Annotated in this window: 15 protein-coding genes; 3 read left to right on the top strand and 12 right to left on the bottom strand. The window is 76.0% G+C overall.

Features of this window, described 5'->3' with window-relative positions; genetic code table 11:
- Positions 1 to 109: 109 nt before the first annotated feature.
- On the bottom strand, positions 110 to 1081 hold the full coding sequence (locus tag ACZ6CZ_RS22590) for a DMT family protein (RefSeq protein ID WP_469023939.1): 972 nt from the start codon (positions 1079 to 1081) through the stop codon (positions 110 to 112).
- Entirely contained in the window at positions 1078 to 1905 is an 828-nt protein-coding gene (locus ACZ6CZ_RS22585; RefSeq protein WP_469023937.1) for a phosphatase PAP2 family protein, read from the bottom strand. The genes ACZ6CZ_RS22590 and ACZ6CZ_RS22585 overlap by 4 nt, the downstream gene beginning before the upstream one ends.
- A 262-nt stretch (positions 1906 to 2167) precedes the next feature.
- Between ACZ6CZ_RS22585 and ACZ6CZ_RS22580 the strand changes: the two genes are divergently transcribed.
- A complete protein-coding gene (locus tag ACZ6CZ_RS22580) occupies positions 2168 to 2782 on the top strand; it encodes a TetR/AcrR family transcriptional regulator (protein ID WP_469023935.1) in 615 nt (204 codons plus the stop codon).
- A 207-nt stretch (positions 2783 to 2989) separates the two neighbouring features.
- Here ACZ6CZ_RS22580 and ACZ6CZ_RS22575 read toward each other — a convergent pair whose 3' ends face one another.
- The 3 genes from ACZ6CZ_RS22575 to ACZ6CZ_RS22565 form a co-directional block, all read right to left on the bottom strand.
- The gene (locus ACZ6CZ_RS22575) at positions 2990 to 3991 is read right to left on the bottom strand and encodes a DUF2510 domain-containing protein (protein WP_469023933.1); all 1002 of its coding nucleotides are present in this window, start codon (positions 3989 to 3991) and stop codon (positions 2990 to 2992) included.
- 79 nt (positions 3992 to 4070) lie between these two features.
- On the bottom strand, positions 4071 to 5219 hold the full coding sequence (locus ACZ6CZ_RS22570) for an anhydro-N-acetylmuramic acid kinase (protein WP_469023931.1): 1149 nt from the start codon (positions 5217 to 5219) through the stop codon (positions 4071 to 4073).
- A gap of 3 nt (positions 5220 to 5222) precedes the next feature.
- Entirely contained in the window at positions 5223 to 6530 is a 1308-nt protein-coding gene (locus tag ACZ6CZ_RS22565; RefSeq protein WP_469023928.1) for an MFS transporter, read from the bottom strand.
- A 181-nt stretch (positions 6531 to 6711) separates the two neighbouring features.
- Here ACZ6CZ_RS22565 and ACZ6CZ_RS22560 point away from each other — a divergent pair, with 181 nt between their 5' ends.
- Positions 6712 to 9393, top strand: a complete 2682-nt coding sequence (locus ACZ6CZ_RS22560) for an ATP-binding protein (protein WP_469023926.1) — start codon at positions 6712 to 6714, stop codon at positions 9391 to 9393.
- A gap of 57 nt (positions 9394 to 9450) precedes the next feature.
- Here ACZ6CZ_RS22560 and pcaDC read toward each other — a convergent pair whose 3' ends face one another.
- From pcaDC to ACZ6CZ_RS22530, 6 genes are all read right to left on the bottom strand, one after another.
- Positions 9451 to 10569: a bifunctional 3-oxoadipate enol-lactonase/4-carboxymuconolactone decarboxylase PcaDC gene (gene pcaDC, locus ACZ6CZ_RS22555; RefSeq protein ID WP_469023923.1), complete on the bottom strand. Its 1119-nt coding sequence runs from the start codon at positions 10567 to 10569 to the stop codon at positions 9451 to 9453.
- On the bottom strand, positions 10566 to 11924 hold the full coding sequence (gene pcaB / locus ACZ6CZ_RS22550) for a 3-carboxy-cis,cis-muconate cycloisomerase (protein WP_469023920.1): 1359 nt from the start codon (positions 11922 to 11924) through the stop codon (positions 10566 to 10568). Before pcaB ends, pcaDC begins: the two co-directional genes overlap by 4 nt.
- Positions 11921 to 12526, bottom strand: a complete 606-nt coding sequence (gene pcaG, locus ACZ6CZ_RS22545) for a protocatechuate 3,4-dioxygenase subunit alpha (RefSeq protein ID WP_469023917.1) — start codon at positions 12524 to 12526, stop codon at positions 11921 to 11923. Before pcaG ends, pcaB begins: the two co-directional genes overlap by 4 nt.
- 6 nt (positions 12527 to 12532) lie before the next feature.
- Entirely contained in the window at positions 12533 to 13306 is a 774-nt protein-coding gene (pcaH, locus tag ACZ6CZ_RS22540) for a protocatechuate 3,4-dioxygenase subunit beta (RefSeq protein WP_469024030.1), read from the bottom strand.
- Positions 13307 to 13437: 131 nt separating this feature from the next.
- On the bottom strand, positions 13438 to 14082 hold the full coding sequence (locus ACZ6CZ_RS22535; RefSeq protein ID WP_469023914.1) for a CoA transferase subunit B: 645 nt from the start codon (positions 14080 to 14082) through the stop codon (positions 13438 to 13440).
- Entirely contained in the window at positions 14082 to 14837 is a 756-nt protein-coding gene (locus ACZ6CZ_RS22530) for a CoA transferase subunit A (protein ID WP_469023911.1), read from the bottom strand. Before ACZ6CZ_RS22530 ends, ACZ6CZ_RS22535 begins: the two co-directional genes overlap by 1 nt.
- Positions 14838 to 15041: 204 nt before the next feature.
- Between ACZ6CZ_RS22530 and ACZ6CZ_RS22525 the strand changes: the two genes are divergently transcribed.
- Entirely contained in the window at positions 15042 to 15506 is a 465-nt protein-coding gene (locus tag ACZ6CZ_RS22525) for a MarR family winged helix-turn-helix transcriptional regulator (protein ID WP_469023908.1), read from the top strand.
- Positions 15507 to 15534: 28 nt separating this feature from the next.
- Here ACZ6CZ_RS22525 and ACZ6CZ_RS22520 read toward each other — a convergent pair whose 3' ends face one another.
- Entirely contained in the window at positions 15535 to 16446 is a 912-nt protein-coding gene (locus ACZ6CZ_RS22520) for a DUF3048 domain-containing protein (protein ID WP_469024027.1), read from the bottom strand.
- Positions 16447 to 16646: the final 200 nt, after the last annotated feature.

Genomic DNA, 16646 nt, shown 5'->3' with positions numbered 1-16646 from the left:
AGAAGGCGGTGAGGGGGTGGTCCATTTTGCGGGGGGGGGAAGGTGGGGGGGCGGGGGGGGGCGTTTTTCCCCCAACCACCTCCCGCCGCCGTTTCTCCTGCCGCAGACCCTAGAGCGCCGTGAGGTGGCCGGGCTCCGGCTGCCGGGGGACCAGTGCCTGCTGGGCCGCGGCCGCGCGCGCCTCCAGGGCCAGCACGGCGGCGACGGGATGCTCGTCGTCGGCCGGATGCTCCTCGGCGGCGGGGTGGGGCCGCGGTGCGGGCGCCGGCGGCACCCGGGTCAGCAGGACGACGCCCCAGGCGGCCAGCGCCGCCCCCGCCAGCGCCAGCAGCACGCCCGCCACGCCGTCGCGCAGGCCTTGGCCGAGCAGGGTGAGGCCGATGACCGCGGCGGCCACCGGGTTGGTCAGGGTGACCACCGCCAGCGGGGCGCCCAGGCCGCCGCGGTAGGCGGTCTGCGACAGCAGCAGCCCGCCGACGGCGAACGCCGCGACCAGCAGCGCCACCACGACCACCTCGACGCTCAGCGCCGGGCCGCCGCGGTCCGTCGCGGCGACGGTCACGGTCTGGGTGAGCGCGGAGGCGACGCCCGAGGCGAGACCGGACGCGGTCGCGTGCCGCAGCCCGGGCCGCGCACCGGGCCGGGACAGCAGGCCGATCAGCGCGGCCGTCGTACCGGCGACGACGAGGGCCTCGGCCAGGCCGAGCGCCCGCAGCGGCGCCGTACCCGACGCGGTGACCAGCAGGGCGCCGAGCCCGAGCAGGGTCAGCGCCGTCCCCCGCCACTCGGCCGTGCTGACCGGCCGCCCCGCCGCCCGCGCCCCCATGGGCACGGCCGCCACCAGCGTGAGGGCGCCCAGCGGCTGGACGACGGTGAGCGGGCCGTACTTGAGGGCCACCACGTGCAGGACCGCGGCCGAGGCGTTGAGGCCGACGGCCGACCACCAGGCACCGGCCCGCAGCAGCCGCGGCAGGCCCGCGCCGGAGCCGCGGGAGGCGAGGCGTTCCTGGGCCACGGCGGCGGCCGCGTAGGCGACGGCCGAGACCAGGGACAGGGCGACGGCGATCAGGGTGGCGCTCATCGGCCCGCTCCCGCCGGTACGGGCTCGCCGGGCACGAGGGCCAGGGTGCGCCGGGCGGCCGGTCCGGCCGTGTGGTGCGGTGGGTGGATCATCGCCAGGGCGCTGCCGAGCAGGGCCGTGGCGACGAGCGAGTCCAGCCAGTAGTGGTTGGCGGTGCCCACGATCACCGCCAGCGTGATCAGCGGATGCAGCAGCCACAGCAGGCGCCAGCGCGAGCGGGTGGCCACGATCAGCCCGACGGCCACCATCAGGGCCCAGCCGAAGTGCAGCGACGGCATCGCCGCGAACTGGTTGGAGAGGTGGTCGGAGGACGGCGGCCCGTACACCGAGGGGCCGTACAGCCGGGCGGTGTCCACGAGGCCCGTCGCGGCCAGCATGCGCGGCGGGGCGAGCGGGAACGTGAACGGCAGCGCCAGCGCGGCCGCGGTGACCACGGCGAGGACCCGGCGGGCCCAGACGTAGTGCGCGGGCCGCCGCAGGTACAGCCAGACCAGGAACGCCACGGTGGCCGGGAAGTGGACGGTCGCGTAGTAGGTGTTGGCCAGCTCCACGAGGGTGTGGCCGTGCAGCAGCGCGGACTGCACGTCCGTCTCGTCGGGCAGGCGCAGGGCGCGTTCCAGGTCCCACACGCGGTGGGCGTTGCGGAAGGCCTCGCCGGTGTGGCCGGTGGCCAGCTGCCGGCCGAGCTTGTAGACGAGGAACAGCCCCGCCACGAGCAGCAGCTCACGCAGGAGCGGCGGCCGGGCCGCGGCGTCCGGCCCGCCCTGCCCTGCTGCCGGTGTCACCGGCGCCGCCGGTGCTGCCGGTTCGGTTCGGGCATTCATCCCCCGGCCCCTTCGCTGACGGTCGTGCGGGTGGTGGTGCGGTGTGAGACCCGGACGGAGGTCCGAAGTCATCGATACGTCTGCGTACCGATACGACAGTGTACCGATACGCCAGTGTACCGATACGGCTCGGTACCGGTACACTCACGTATCGATAGACGTGCGCCACACTGGATACAGGTTTTCGCAACCGTCCTAGAGCCCCGCTGGAGAAGCCGCGGGAGCCGTCCCGGGGCGGGTCGTTGACGTGAGGAGAGGACGCATGACGTCGCAGGCCGCGGACGGACCGGAGACGGTCGCCGCCTCGCGCCGCTCCAAGATCACGCCGGAGCGTGAGCGGGAGTTCTTCGACGCCGTGCTGGAGCAGATCCGCGAGTGCGGCTACGACTCCGTCACCATGGAGGGCGTGGCCGCCAGCACCCGGTGCAGCAAGTCCACGCTCTACCGGCAGTGGAGGACCAAGCCCCAGTTCGTCGCCGCCGCACTGCGCGCCAAGCGCCGGGTGCGGTTCGCCGGCATCGACACCGGCACGCTCGCCGAGGACCTGCGCCAGGCGGCCCGGGCCGCGGGGGACTGGTCGGGCAAGGACACCCGGCTGTTCCAGGCACTCGGGCCCGCTGTCACCTCGGACCAGGAACTGGCCCGGGCGCTGCGCGAGGCGCTCGTCGACCCGGAGATCGCCGCCCTGCGGGAGATCCTCGCCCGGGGCGTGGCGCGGGGCGAGGTGCCCGAGGGTCACCCGGCCCTGGAGCACGTACCCGCCATGATCTTCGGCGTGCTGCGCGTCCGCCCGGTGCTGACCGGGCAGTACGCCGACGCCGACTACCTCGTCGGCTTCGTGGAGGCCGCCGTGCTGCCCGCACTCGGGCTGACCTGAGACTCGGGCCGCCGTCCACGGGATGACTGGACGGTGGCCCGGCCGCGCCGCACCGTGGGGACGGGGGCGGCGCACCCCCGGCCGGATGGGGCTCCCCTTGAGCGGAGGGGCGCCCCACCCGGCCGGACCACTGCCGGGGACGGGTGGGAGCAGTGCCCGGTCACCGGACCCGCGGGCCGTGGGTCGCCCGGCGGGGTCCTTCCGCCCTCAGACCTTCGTCCCGTCGCCGCCGGACGAGACCTCGATGCCCGAGGTGATCTCGTCGATGACGGACACCTTCTGCCCGGCGTCCACGCCGAAGCGGACCACGACCAGGTGCGCCGCGTCGCCGGGCGAGGGGAACGCCAGGGACTCCACGTACCCGTCGGCGCCCTTGCTGGTGACCGCCTTCCAGCGGACCAGGTAGCCCTTCTGCCCCGCCACCGTCACCGCCCTGGACGCCAGTACCCGGTGCGAGGTGATGCCGCCGTAGGTGGTGCCGCCGTAGGACTCCTTGGCGTTGGCCGCGATGTCCGCCTTGGCCACCTCCTCCGCCGTCTCGCCCGCACTGCCCAGCAGCCGGGCGGGTGCCGAGTAGGCGCCGCCCGCGGTGCAGGTCTTGGAGGTGTCCCCGGGGCACTTGTAGGAGTGGCCCGAGGTCACCTGCGCGCCGTAGCCGATCGCCTGGCCGGTCCAGTCGTCCGGCACGGGCAGGCTGATCCCGTTCACCTGGTCGGGGACCGTCCCGCCGCCCTGGATCTCGGGCGCCCCGGACCGGTCCGGCGACGGGGACGCGCCCGGATCACCGGACCCGCCGCCCGGGTTGCCCCCGGAGCCGCCGTCCGGGCCGCCCCGGCCGCCGTCCGGCCCACCGGGGCCGCCCGGCGTCTGCTGGGAGCCGGCCCGGCCGCCGCCGCTTCCGCCGTCGTCGTCCTTGGCCAGCGCGTACACGCCGACCCCGATGCTCGCGAGCACCGCGACCGCCACCGCGACGGCTATGCCGGTGCGCAGACCGTGCCGCCCGCCGGCCGGCGGTTGCCCGGGATACGCCGGGTACGCCGGATACGCGCCGGCGCCCGGCTGCTGCGCCGGGGGACCCCACGCGGCCGCCGTCCCGGCGGGGCGGGTCTGCTCCGTCCATGCCTTGCCGTCCCACCAGCGCTCGGTCGGGGGACCGTCATTCGTCTGCCCGGGGTCGGGATACCACCCGGGGGGAGTCACCTGCGTCATGCCCCCACCGTATGAGGCATCCGTGAAAGCGGGATGAGAGGGGCGCCGGCCGTCCCCCCCGGCCCGCCCTCGCGGCGCCTCACTCCACCACCAGCCGTACCGGAGCGACCCGTTGGGGCGGCGGCAGGCGCAGTCCGGTCCGGCCCGGCGTCAGCGACCCCAGGATGCTCGGGTGCCGGGCTCCGGTGCCGGCCGGGGCGGTGCCCGCCAGCCCGTGCGCGGTGAGGAACCCCAGGACGGCGAAGGCGTACGCCTCCTTGGCCGCGGCGGGCAGACCCAGCGCGTCGGAGGCGCGCACCGCGACGCCCGGGAGCCGCTCGCGCAGCCGGGCCATCAGCGTCGGATTGCGCGTGCCGCCGCCCGAGGCGACGACCTCCGTGGCGCCGGCGGCCAGCACCGCGTCCGCCACCGTACGGGCCGTCAGCGCGGTGAGCGTCGCCAGCACGTCCTCGGCCGGCAGCCCTCCGGTCCCGGCCGCCCGCAGATGACCGGCGTGGAACAGCTCCTTGCCCGTCGTCTTGGGCGGCGCCAGCGCGTAGTACGGCTCCGCCAGCAGCCGTTCGAGCAGCGGCCCGTCCACCCGGCCGCGCGCCGCGAGCGCCCCGTCCAGGTCGCAGGCGAGCCGTCCACCGCTGGCCTCCCGGGCGGCCGCGTCGAGCAGCGCGCACCCCGGCCCGGTGTCGAAGGCGGTGCCGTCGGGCGCGGTGAGGTTGGCGATCCCGCCGATGTTCAGCGCCACCGGCGTGCCCGGCCGGCCGCGCAGCCACAGCCGGTCCACCAGCGCGACCAGCGGCGCGCCCTGCCCGCCGGCGGCGACGTCCCGGGCCCGGAAGTCGGCGACGACCGGCAGCCCGGTCGCCTCCGCGATCCAGGCGGGCTGCCCGAGCTGGAGGGTGCCGTGCACCCGGCCGCCGTCGGTCCAGTGGTAGACCGTCTGCCCGTGCGAGGCCACCAGCTCGCCCCGCCCGCCGCACAGTTCGGCGTCGGCGCGGACGGCCGCCGCGGCGAACGCCTGCCCGATCCAGGTGTCCAGCCGGCACACCTCGGCGAGCGGCACGGACGCCGGGGGCAGGGCCGCGGCCAGCGCCTCGCGCACCTCGTCCGGGTACGGCACGCTCACCATCCCCAGCGGCCGCAGCACCAGCGTGTCCCCGTCCAGCCGCAGCCCGGCCGCCGCCGCGTCGACCGCGTCGTACGACGTGCCGGACATCAGCCCGATCACCAGCATCCCTCAACCCGCCTCTCCCGAAACCGACTTCGGCGACCGCAGCAGGGCCGCCGCACTGACCGCGCAGGCCGCGGCCGCGTAGTACGCGGGCACGTCCAGGTTCCCCGTGCGCCGGACGGTCTCGGTGACGACGAGCCCCGCACAGCCCGAGAACACCGCGTTGGACAGCGCGTAGGCGAGCCCGAGGCCCGTGCAGCGCGCCCCGGTCGGGAACATCTCGGCCAGCAGGGCGGGTCCGGGCCCGGCCATCAGCCCCACCACCGCACCCGCCCCGGCCACGGCCGCGGCCTTCACCGCGCCCGGCGCCCCCGGGTCCTGGAGCAGGTTCAGCAGCGGCACCGCCAGCGCCACCACCAGCAGCGCGCCCGTCAGCATCACCGGCCGCCGCCCGGTCCGGTCGCTGAGCAGCCCCGCTGGGAGGATCGCGGCCGCGAAACCCAGGTTCGCCGGCACCGCGACGAGCAGCGCCTGCCGCAGGTCCGCGTGGAGCGAGGTGCGCAGGTACGACGGCAGGACGACCAGGAAGGTGTACCCGGCCGCCGCCCACCCCATGACCCGCGCGGCCCCCAGCGCCACGTCCCGCACGGGCAGGCGGACCCGTCGCCCCGGGCCACCGGCCCCCGCCTCCCGCGCCGCCCGCTCCCGGAACGGCGGTGTCTCCGCCAGCCCCACCCGCACCCACAGCGCCCCGGCGCCCAGCGGCAGCGCCAGCAGGAACGGCACCCGCCACCCCCAGGACGCCAGCTGGCCGGGCGTCAGCACCGCGGCGAGCCCCGCCGTCACGCCCGCACCGCCCAGCAGGCCGAGCGCCACGGTGAACGACTGCCACGCCCCGTACAGCCCCCGCCGGCCCGGCGGCGCGAACTCCGTCAGCACCGCCACCGCGCCCCCGAACTCCCCGCCCGCCGACAGCCCCTGGACGATGCGCAGCGAGGTCAGCAGCCAGGGGGCGAGGGGGCCCGCGGTGGCGTAGGTGGGCAGCGCGCCGATCAGCGCGGTCGCGGCCGTCATCAGCGTGATCACCAGGATCAGCACCGGCCGCCTGCCGACCCGGTCGGCCAGCCGCCCGAACACGGCCGCGCCCACCGGCCGGAAGAAGAACGCCAGCGCGAAGGAGGCGTAGGCGCGCACCAGCGCCTCCGCCTCGCCGTCGCCCTGCGGGGTGAAGAACCGCTGCGCGACGAGCGTGGCCGCGCAGCCGTACACCCCGAACTCGTACCACTCCACGAAGTTGCCCGCCGAGCCCGCCGCCAGGGCCCGTACCGACCCCGCGCGCACCGCCGCCGCGGGATCGCTCCTCGTCAGTTCCATGCCATGGCCCGCCGACCGTCCGTTCCCTCGCGCCGTGCGGGTCGCGCCCCACCGGCGTCGACCGCTCGCACCCTCGTTCACCCGTCGGGGCAACAGCTGCCCCGACCCGGCTCCACACAGCCAACCGGACGGCTACGCTCGTGGTCTGTACGTCATTCGGGCGACCTGGGGAGGCAACGGGATGACGGAGGCACGGCCCCCGGCGGCCGCCCCGGCCGGCCTGTGGGAGCGGGAGGCGGAGATCGCCGCCGTCACCCAGGCGCTCGACGTCCTGTGCGCCGACCGTTCCTCCTCGGGGAGCCTGCTCGTCCTGCGCGGCGAGGCGGGCCTCGGCAAGACCGCCCTGCTGGCCGAGACCCGCCGCATCGCCGAACGCCGCGGCTGCACCGTCTGGTCCACCCGCGGCGGCGAGACCCTGCGGTCCGTCCCCTTCAACGTCGTACGCCAGCTGCTCCAGCCCGCGCTGGTGTCGCTGCTGCCGCAGGAGGCCCGCGAGTACCTCGGCGACTGGTTCGAGATCGCCGGACCCGCCCTCGGCATAGCGGACCCCGGCGACCGGCAGGCCGACCCGCAGGGCGTGTGCGACGGACTGGTCGCCGCCGTACGCCGGCTGGCCGAGCGGGAATGGCCGCTGGTCCTGCTGATCGACGACGCCCACTGGGCCGACCAGGAGACCCTGCGCTGGCTGGCCGCCTTCGCCGAACGCCTCGACGACCTCTCCGTCCTGGTCGTGGTCGCCCGCCGCCCCACCGACCCCGGCGGCGAGAGCGCCCGCCACCTGGACGCCGTCGCCGCCGCCGCGGGCAGCCCGGTCAGCACCCTCAGCGCCCTCACCCCGGACGCCACCGCAGGCCTCACCCACGCCACCCTCGGCCCGCACGCCGACGCCGCGTTCTGCCGGGAGGTCTGGGCCGTCACCGGCGGCAACCCCTACGAGACCGTCGAACTCCTCGCCAAGGTCCAGGACAGCGAACTCCACCCGGTCGAGGCGCACGCCGGCGAACTGCGCGCCCTGAACCGCTCCGCGCGCGGCGGCGGACTCGTCACCCGCCTCAAGGGCCTCGGCATCGACGCCACCCGCTTCGCCTGGGCGGCCGCCATCCTCGGCACCGGCATCTCGGTCGACCTGGTCGCCCAGCTCGCCACGATGAGCATGGACGACGCCGAGCGCTGCGCCGAACGCCTGGTCGGCGCCCGCATCCTGACGGTGCCCGAACCCGGCCGGGGCGGCCCGGACGGGGACGAGCTGGAGTTCGTCCACCCGCTCATCGCCACCGCCGTCTACAACTCCATCCCGCCCGCCATGTGCACCGCGATGCACGGCATCGCCGCCCAGATCGTCACCGAGTCCGGACGCGGCGCCGCCGAGGCCGCCCGGCACCTGCTGAAGGTGCACCCGGACGAGGACGACGAACTCGTGGAGCAGCTGCGCGAGGCGGCCCGCGAACACCTCGCCGTCGGCGCGCCCGACGCCGCCCGCCGCTGCCTGGAACGGGCCCTGCGGGAGCCGCCCCGGCCCGACGTCCACGCCCGCGTCCTGTACGAACTGGGCTGCGCCACCCTGCTGACCGCGCCGGCCGTGACCATAGACCACCTCCAGTGCGCCCTCGCCGTGCCCGGCCTGGACGGCGGCGAACGCGTCGACGCCGTGGTCCGCCTCTCCCAGGCCCTCCTGCACAACGACCAGCTGGAGGAGGCCGTCCGCGCCGTCGAGGCCGAGGCCGGCCGGCACGAACCGGGCCCGGCCCGGATGCGGTTGCAGGCCGTGCAGTTCATGTGGGAGGGCATCCACGGCGAGACCGCCTTCCCGGGCCGCTCCGCCCGCCTCGCCGACCTCGCCCGCACCTGCACCGGCCGCGACAACTCCGAGCGGGCCCTGCTGATCCTGCGCGGCTTCGACGCCATGACCCACGGCGAGAACGCGGAGGAGGTCCTCGAACTGTGCGACCGCGCCCTCGTCAACGGCCGCCTGGCACCCGGTCTGGGCTGGACCGACACCGAGTGGGGCATAGAGCTGCTGATGATGCTGGGCAGCGCGTACGCCTACGCCGACCGGCTGGACCGCGCCGAGAGCCTCTTCGCCGAGGCGCTGCGCTCCTACACCAGCGCCGGCTGGAGCGGCGGCCACCTCGCCCTGGCCTACGCCTTCCTCGGCCTCGCCTACCGCAGGCAGGGCCGCCTCCGGGACGCCGAGACCAGTCTGCGTGAGTCGCTGCGGCTGGCCGAACGGGTCGGCCGCGGCCTGCCGCTGTACTGGTCGGCGACGTGCGGCCTGGTCGACACCCTGCTGGCCCGCGGTCACGTCGACGAGGCCTGGTCGATCGCCGGGCAGTACGGCTTCGCGCCGCCCTACCCCTCCACGATCGTGCTGCCCGACATCCGCTCCGTACGCGGCCGGCTGCTGCTCGCCGCCGGCCGCACGGCGGAGGGCCTGGCCGAGCTGGAGGCCGCGGAGAAGACGGCCGCCGCCCGCGGCGGCCACAACCCGGTCCTCGCCCCCTGGGCCGTCGACCTGGCCAGGGCCCTCGCCGTCGAGGACCCCTCGCGCGCCGCCCGGCTCGCCGGCGACGCCCGCCGCCAGGCCGAGCGCTTCGGCACGGACACCGCCATCGGCGAGGCCCTGCGCTGCGCCGCCGCGCTGGAGACCGGCCAGCGCGCGGTCCGGCTGGCCGCCCAGGCGGTGGCCTACCTGGAGGCCTCGCCCTGCCAGTACGAACACGCGGCGGCCCGGGTCGAGTACGGCGTCGCCGCCCGCTCGGTCGCCGAGATCAACCGCGGTATGGCGCTGGCCCGCTCCTGCGGCGCCGACGGGCTGGTGGCGCAGGCGCGGGAGGTACTGGAGACAGGGCGCGGCCTGCGCTGACACCCCGGTGGGTCCCGGCCGGGGCCGGGCGTCCCCGGTTCCGCCGCGCGAGGAGCCCTACGCGTCGTCCTCGGCGAGCACCCGCTGGGCCGTGGCGAACGCCGAGTTGGCCGCCGGGACCCCGCAGTACACTGCCGTCTGCACCAGCACCGCGCCGATCTCCTCCGGGGTCAGCCCGTTGCGCCGGGCCGCGCGGACGTGCATCGCCAGTTCCTCGGAGTGGCCGTGCGCGACCAGCGCCGTCAGCGTGATCATGCTGCGCTCGCGCCGCGACAGCGTCGGATCGGTCCAGATCTCACCCCAGGCGTAGCGCGCGACGAAGTCCTGGAAGCGGGCGGTGAACGGCGTCTGCCGGGTCTGCGCCCGGTCCACGTGCGCGTCCCCGAGCACCTCCCGGCGCACCGCCATGCCCGGCCCCGGCGTCCCGTCGAGGTGGGCGCGCAGCGCGGCCAGCACCTCCCGGGGGCGCTGCGCGGGCGCCAGGTGCGAGGCCCCCGGCAGCTCCACGAGGGTGGCGCCGGGCACCGCGTCGGCGATCTGCCGGGAATGGGCGGGCGGGGTCGCCGGATCCTGCTTCCCCGCGACCAGCAGCGTCGGTACGGCGACGGCGGCGAGCCGGTCCGTCAGGTCGAAGGCGGCCAGCGCGTCGCAGCAGGCGGCGTAGGCGGCCGGGTCGGCCTCCCGGTGGTCCCGGATCAGCCGAGCGACGGTGAAGCCGTCCGCGAACCAGCGGGCGGCGGCGCCGTCCGCCAGCCGCTCCAGCCCCTCCGCGCGCACCTGTGCGGCCCGCTCCCGCCACGGCTTCTCGCCGTTGAAGTGGGCCGAGGAGCACAGCAGGGCCAGGGAGGTGAGCCGCTCGGGGTGGTGCACGGCGAGATGCAGGCCCACCGCGCCGCCGAGGGACACTCCCGCGTAGGCGAACCGGTCGATGCCGAGCGCGTCGGCGAGGGTGAGCACGAGCGCCGCGAGGTCGGCGACGCTCGCGCCCGCCGCGATCAGGTCCGCCGCCGAACCGCCGTGTCCGGGCAGGTCCCAGCGGACCACCCGGTGGGTGGCCGACAGGTCGGGCGCGACCGCGTCCCACAGGGCGTACGACGTGCCCAGCGACGGCCCGAGCAGCAGCGGGGGAGCGCAGGCGGGGCCTTCGGCGAGGTGGTTGAGGAGAGCAGGGGTCACGGTCGCTCCAGCGCACGGTCGGTGAGGTCACCGGCGCAGCCGGTGTAGCGGGCGGGGTCGGTCGCCTCGTCCAGGTCGAGGTCCCGCACCTCCGGCTGCTCGGCCAGCAGGTCGCGCAGGGTGCGGTCCTCGGCGTGGGCGCGGCGGGCGAGGCGGGTGAGCAGTTCCCGGGCGCGGGCGCGGCCGAGCAGCGGGGCCAGGTCGGCGGACAGCCGCTCGGAGACGATCAGCCCGCGGGTGACGCCGAGATCGCGGCGCATCGCCTCGGGCCGCACCTGGAGGCCCTCGGCCAGTTCGGCGGCGTCCTCGGCGGCGCCGCCGGTCAGCCGCAGCAGATCGCGCAGCGGCTCCCACTCGGCGTGCCAGGCCCCGGCCGGCCGCTCGTCCTCCGCCGCGAGGCAGCCGTACAGGGTGGCCGCGAGCTGCGGTGCCCGGCGGGCCGCGGCCGCCAGCAGCGTGGCGCGCACCGGGTTCGCCTTGTGCGGCATGGCCGACGACCCGCCGCCGCCGCCCTCGGCGACCTCGCCGATCTCGGTGCGGGACAGCGTCAGCACATCGGCCGCGATCTTGCCCAGGGCACCGGCGGTGAACGCCAGACACCCGGCCAGGTCGGCGACCGGCGTCCGCAGCGCGTGCCAGGGCAGCAGGGGCGTGGCCAGGCCCAGTTCGCGGGCGTACGCGGCGGGCAGCGCGAGGGTGTCGGCGGCGCCGTACGCGCGAAACGCGGCCAGCGTCCCGGCGGCGCCGCCCAGTTGGGCGGGCAGCGAGTCCCGGACCCGGGTGACGCGGTCCCGTGCGTCCAGCACCAGCGACCGCCACCCGGCGGCCTTCAGCCCGAACGTCGTCGGCACCGCGTGCTGGGTCAGGGTGCGCCCGGGCATCGGCGTGTCCCGGTGCTCGGCGGCCAGCCGGGCCAGCGCACGCGCGGTGCGGGCGAGAGCGGGCAGGACCAGGTCCAGGGTGCGGGCGGCGACCAGCATCGTGGCGGTGTCCAGGATGTCCTGGCTGGTGGCGCCCCGGTGCACGTAGGGGCCGTACTCCGCGCCGACCGCCTCGGCCAGGTCGGCGACCAGCGGGATCACCGGGTTCCCGCCGCCGGCGGCCCGTTCGGCGAGGGAGCGGATGTCGAAACGGGCGGGGTCGGCGGTGGCCCGGGTCACCGCCGCGGCCGCGCCGGCCGGGGCGAGACCCAGCGCGGCCTGGGCGCGGGTGAGGGCGGCCTCGGCCTCCAGCAGCGCCCGCAGGTAGGCGCCGTCCCCGGTGGCGGCCGCGGCCGGGGAGGCGGCCCGGCCGGGGGCGAGCAGGCCGCCGTCACCGGCCGGGCATGCCTCCCGCCCGGCGGGTGCGCCGGTCACCGGTACTCCAGGAAGACCGTCTCGTCCTCGCCCTGGAGGCGGATGTCGAAGCGGTAGGTGCCGCCGCCCTCGTCGGCCGCGACCAGCGTGGAGCGCCGGTCCGGCGCCAGCCGGGCCAGCAGCGGGTCGGCGGCGAGCGCGCTGTCGTCGCCCGGCAGGTAGATCCGGGTGAACAGGTGCGTGAGCAGGCCGCGCGCGAAGACGCACACGCTCAGGTACGGCGCGCAGGTGCCGCGGGCGCCCGGCCGCAGCGTCCGTACGTACCAGTGGCCGTCGGCGTCGGTCTGGACGCGGCCCCAGCCGGTGAACTCCACCCCGTTGCGGCCGAGGAAGCCGCCGCTCGCCGGGTCGCGGCGCATCGAGCCGTCCGTCCGGGCCACCCGGCCCCGCGGGTCCGCGCCCCACACCTCGACGAACGCGTCCGGCAGCGGCCGGCCATCGCCGTCGCGGACGTGTCCCTGGACGGTGACGGTGTCCGGGTGGCCGAGGGGGGCGATGTCGGCGCCGCCGGGGAAGGGCAGCGCGTAGCCGTAGAAGGGACCGACGGTGTGCGACGGGGTGGGCAGCACGGTGGCGGGGCCGCTGGTGTCTGTCTTCGTCATGTCGGGTCAGCGTCCTTCTTCCATCCAGGTGCCGGTCGGCCCGTCGAGCACGATGTCCCAGTGATAGCCGAGCGAGAACTCCGGCACCGACAGGCTGTGGTCGTATGTCGCCACCAGTCGCTGCCGGGCGGCGTCGTCCGTCACCGACTGCAGGATCGGGTCGTAGGCGAACAGCGGGTCGTTCGGGAAGTACATCTGCGTCACCAGGCGCTGGGTGAACGCCGAGCCGAACAGCGAGAAGTGGATGTGCGCCGGCCGCCAGGCGTTGACGTGGTTGCGCCAGGGGTAGGGGCCGGGCTGGATGGTGGTGAACCGGTAGCGGCCGTCCGCGTCGGTCAGGGTGCGGCCGACGCCGGTGAAGTTCGGGTCCAGCGGCGCGTCGTGCTGTTCGCGCCGGTGGGCGTAGCGGCCGGCCGAGTTCGCCTGCCAGATCTCGATGAGCTGCCCGCGGACCGGGCGCCCGGCGCGGTCCAGCAGGCGGCCGGAGACGGTGATGCGCTCGCCGATCGGCTCGCCGGTGTGCTGCCGGGTGAGGTCGTTGTCCATCTCGGTGACGTCGCGTTCGCCGAAGGCGGGGGAGTGCAGCTCCACCAGCTCAGGGTCCTTGCCGGTGTCGATGGTGACCGGGGGCCGCTTCGGGTGGCGCAGCACCGAGGAGCGGTAGGGGGCGTAGTCGCGGCGCGGGTGGTGCTCGACCGGCGCGCCGCCGGCGACCCGCTCCCGGTACGCGGCGCGCGCGGCCGCCATCTCCTGGTCGATGTCGTGCTGGGTGAGAGGCATGGTGTTCCTGGTGCTTCCTTGGCGTTCGAGGACGAGGGCGAGGCCTTGGCCGGCCAGCGCGCCGTTGTTCCGGCTGATCGGCGTGCGGACCGCGTCGACGACGTACACGGCGTTCAGGGCGTTGACCGGGTTCACAGCAGGTGCTTTGCGGGAGTCAGTTCGGCGTCGGTCCTGGCGGTGATCTCGTCGACGCTCACGCCCGGCGCGGTCTCGACGAGGAGGAGTCCGTCGCCGGTGACGTCGAGCACGCCGAGGTCGGTGATGATCCGGTTCACACAGGCCTTGCCGGTCAGCGGCAGGGTGCACTCGGGGAGGATCTTGGCGGAGCCGTCCTTCGCCGTGTGGGTCGTCACGGCGATGACCGTGCGGGCGCCGTGCACCAGGTCCATCGCGCCGCCGATCCCGGTGACCAGCTTGCCGGGGACGGCCCAGTTGGCCAGGTCGCCGCGGGCCGACACCTGCATCGCGCCCAGCACGGCGACGTCGATGTGCCCGCCGCGGATCATCGCGAAGGACAGCGCCGAGTCGAAGAAGGAGGCGCCCGGCAGGACGGTGACGGTCTCCTTGCCGGCGTTGATCAGATCGGGGTCGACGGCGTCCTCGGCCGGGTAGGGGCCGGTGCCCAGGATGCCGTTCTCCGACTCCAGCACCACTTCCACGCCCGGCGGCAGATGGTTGGGGATCAGCGTCGGCAGGCCGATGCCGAGGTTGACGTACTGGCCGTCGCGCAGTTCACGGGCGGCGCGGGCGGCCATCTGCTCACGTGTCCAGGCCATCAGCCGCGCACCGTCCGCTGCTCGATCCGCTTGTCCGCCGCCTGCTCCGGGGTCAGCGCCACCACCCGCTGGACGAAGACGCCGGGTACGTGCACCGCGTCCGGGTCGATCTCGCCGGGCTCGACCAGTTCCTCGACCTCGGCGACGGTCACCCGGCCCGCCATCGCCGCGAGCGGGTTGAAGTTGCGGGCCGATCTGTTGAACACCAGGTTGCCGTGCCGGTCGCCCCGGGCGGCGCGGATCAGGGCGAAGTCGGTGCGGATGCCGCGCTCCAGCACGTGCTCCACGCCGTCGAACTCCCGGACCTCCTTCGCCGGGGAGGCCAGCGCGATGCCGCCGGAGCCGTCGTAGCGCCAGGGCAGTCCGCCGTCGGCGACCTGGGTGCCCACGCCGGCGGGGGTGTAGAAGGCGGGGATGCCGGCGCCGCCCGCGCGCAGCCGCTCGGCCAGGGTGCCCTGGGGGATCAGCTCGACCTCCAGCTCACCGGCCAGGTACTGCCGGGCGAACTCCTTGTTGGCACCGATGTAGGAGCCGGTGACCCGGGCGATGCGTCCCGCGGCCAGCAGCACGGCGAGGCCGGACTCCATCGCCCCGCAGTTGTTCGACACCACCGACAGGCCGGCCGTCCCGCGCTCGTACAGCGCCTGGATCAGCACGTTCGGCACACCGCTCAGCCCGAAACCGCCGACCGCTAGGGACGCGCCGTCCGGGACATCGGCCACCGCCTCCCCGGGCGTGGCGACCACCTTGTCCATCCGTGAAGCCCCATCTCTTCCAGATTAATCAGCGCACTGAGTATCTCAGCGAGGTGGCCCACACGCTGCCACCGGTCGCCGCAACCGTCAATACCGTGCTGCTTTGCGGTGTGTGTCGGCGGACGGTCGGGCCGACGGACGGCTATCCTTCCGTGCACCAACGAATATCGCGCACGCGTACAGAACCGATCAGGGAGAGCGGACATGGCCGCAGTGGACCTCGCCACCCATCCCGGGCACCTGGCCCGGCGGCTGCAGCAGGCCCACTACCTGCTGTGGAACGCGATGGTGTCCGAGGAGACCACCTCGCCCCAGTTCGCCGTCCTCAACGCCCTGGTCGCCGAGCCGGGGCTCGACCAGCGCACCGTGGGGGAGCGGGTGGGGCTGGACCGCTCCACCATCGCCGAGGTCATCAGCCGGCTCGGCCGCCGGGGCCTGCTGGACAAGGTGCGCGACCCGCAGGACGGCCGCCGTTTCCTGCTGCGCCTGACCGACGAGGGCCTGCGCACCCACCGCAGGCTGGCCGTGCGCACCGCCCGGATGAACCAGGTGTTCCTCGCCCCGCTCTCCACCGCCGAGCAGGCGGTGTTCTTCGACCTGATCCGCCGGGTCTGCGACGCGGCCGAGGAACTGCGCCACCCCGGCGAGCCGCCGGCCCCCCAGGGCTGATCCCGCGCCCGCGCGCTCACCGCCCTGCTCACCCGGCCGGTGCCAGCACCACCCAGACCGGTCCGCCGGCGAACGTCACCCGGCCGCCGTCGGGCGCCGTGAACGCCGTCCCGCCGCCGGCGTCCGGGCGGGACCAGGTGGCCCGGTAGGACCGTCCGTCCCGCAGCACGTCCGCCCGGCCCGAGCCGACCGTCTCGGTGTAGGGGGTGTGGTTGCCCAGCACGTCGTGGTACCGCGAGGAGCGGATCCGTACGTACTGCACGACGACCGTCCCGGCCGACAGCCGCGCACCGCCGGCCGTCGTGGCGGGGGTGCCGTCCATCGCGACGAGCCAGCGGTGCGGGCGGGCGGACCAGGTGAAGGTGAAGCGGGCCGCCGGGAAGCGCACGGTGCGCGCGGCGGTGGGCGTGCCGCCGGCGGGCGCGGGGCCCTGGCGGAAGCCGGTGGTCAGCGCGGCCCGGCCCGGGGCCGAGGGGATCAGCGCGGCCGGGCGCAGGTACAGGTTGTGCGGCGCGGCGCGGGAGGTGTCGCGGTAGTAGGCGCCGGGTGCCCGCTCCGGCGGTACCGCGCGCAGCGGCGCGGCGCCGATCAGTGGCAGCAGCTTGTGCTGGGCGCCGGAGAAGGCCAGCGTGGGCCGGTGGAACTGGCGCAGCAGCTCCAGGTCCGACTCGCGGGCGCTGCGCACCGGGCCGACGGTCTTCGGCAGCGCCGTGGCGTACACCGCCATCAGCCGGCTCAGACCGCCCTCGACCTGCTCGGCGTACACCACGTCCGCCGCCTCCAGACCGGTGTGCGGACGCGCCGCGGGCACGTTGTCGATCTTCACGGCCAGGACCGGACCGGTGGCCCGCGTCGCCGTGGGGCTGCGGTGCGGCGCGGGGGCGTGGCCGGCGGACCGGTGGCCGGTGCAGCCCGCGGTGACGATGAGGGCGGCCGCCATCGCGGCGGCCAGCGGCGCCGACGCCCGCGCCCCGCGGCGCGGGCGACCGCGCCGGGTGGGTGTGCCGGACCGGTCGGACGTGCCCTGCCGGGCGGGTGCCGTGTGCCGCGTCCGCGCTCCGTGCCGTATGCCCACTGCCGCCACCCGGTCCGCCCGTCGCCCCCGGCCGTCCGGCCCGCCTGCCGCGTCCGGCCCGTCCG

The organism is Streptomyces sp. NPDC041135 (genome assembly GCF_055592085.1).
Note: the sequence above shows the minus strand (reverse complement) of the source record. Positions and strands in the feature narration are given on the sequence as shown.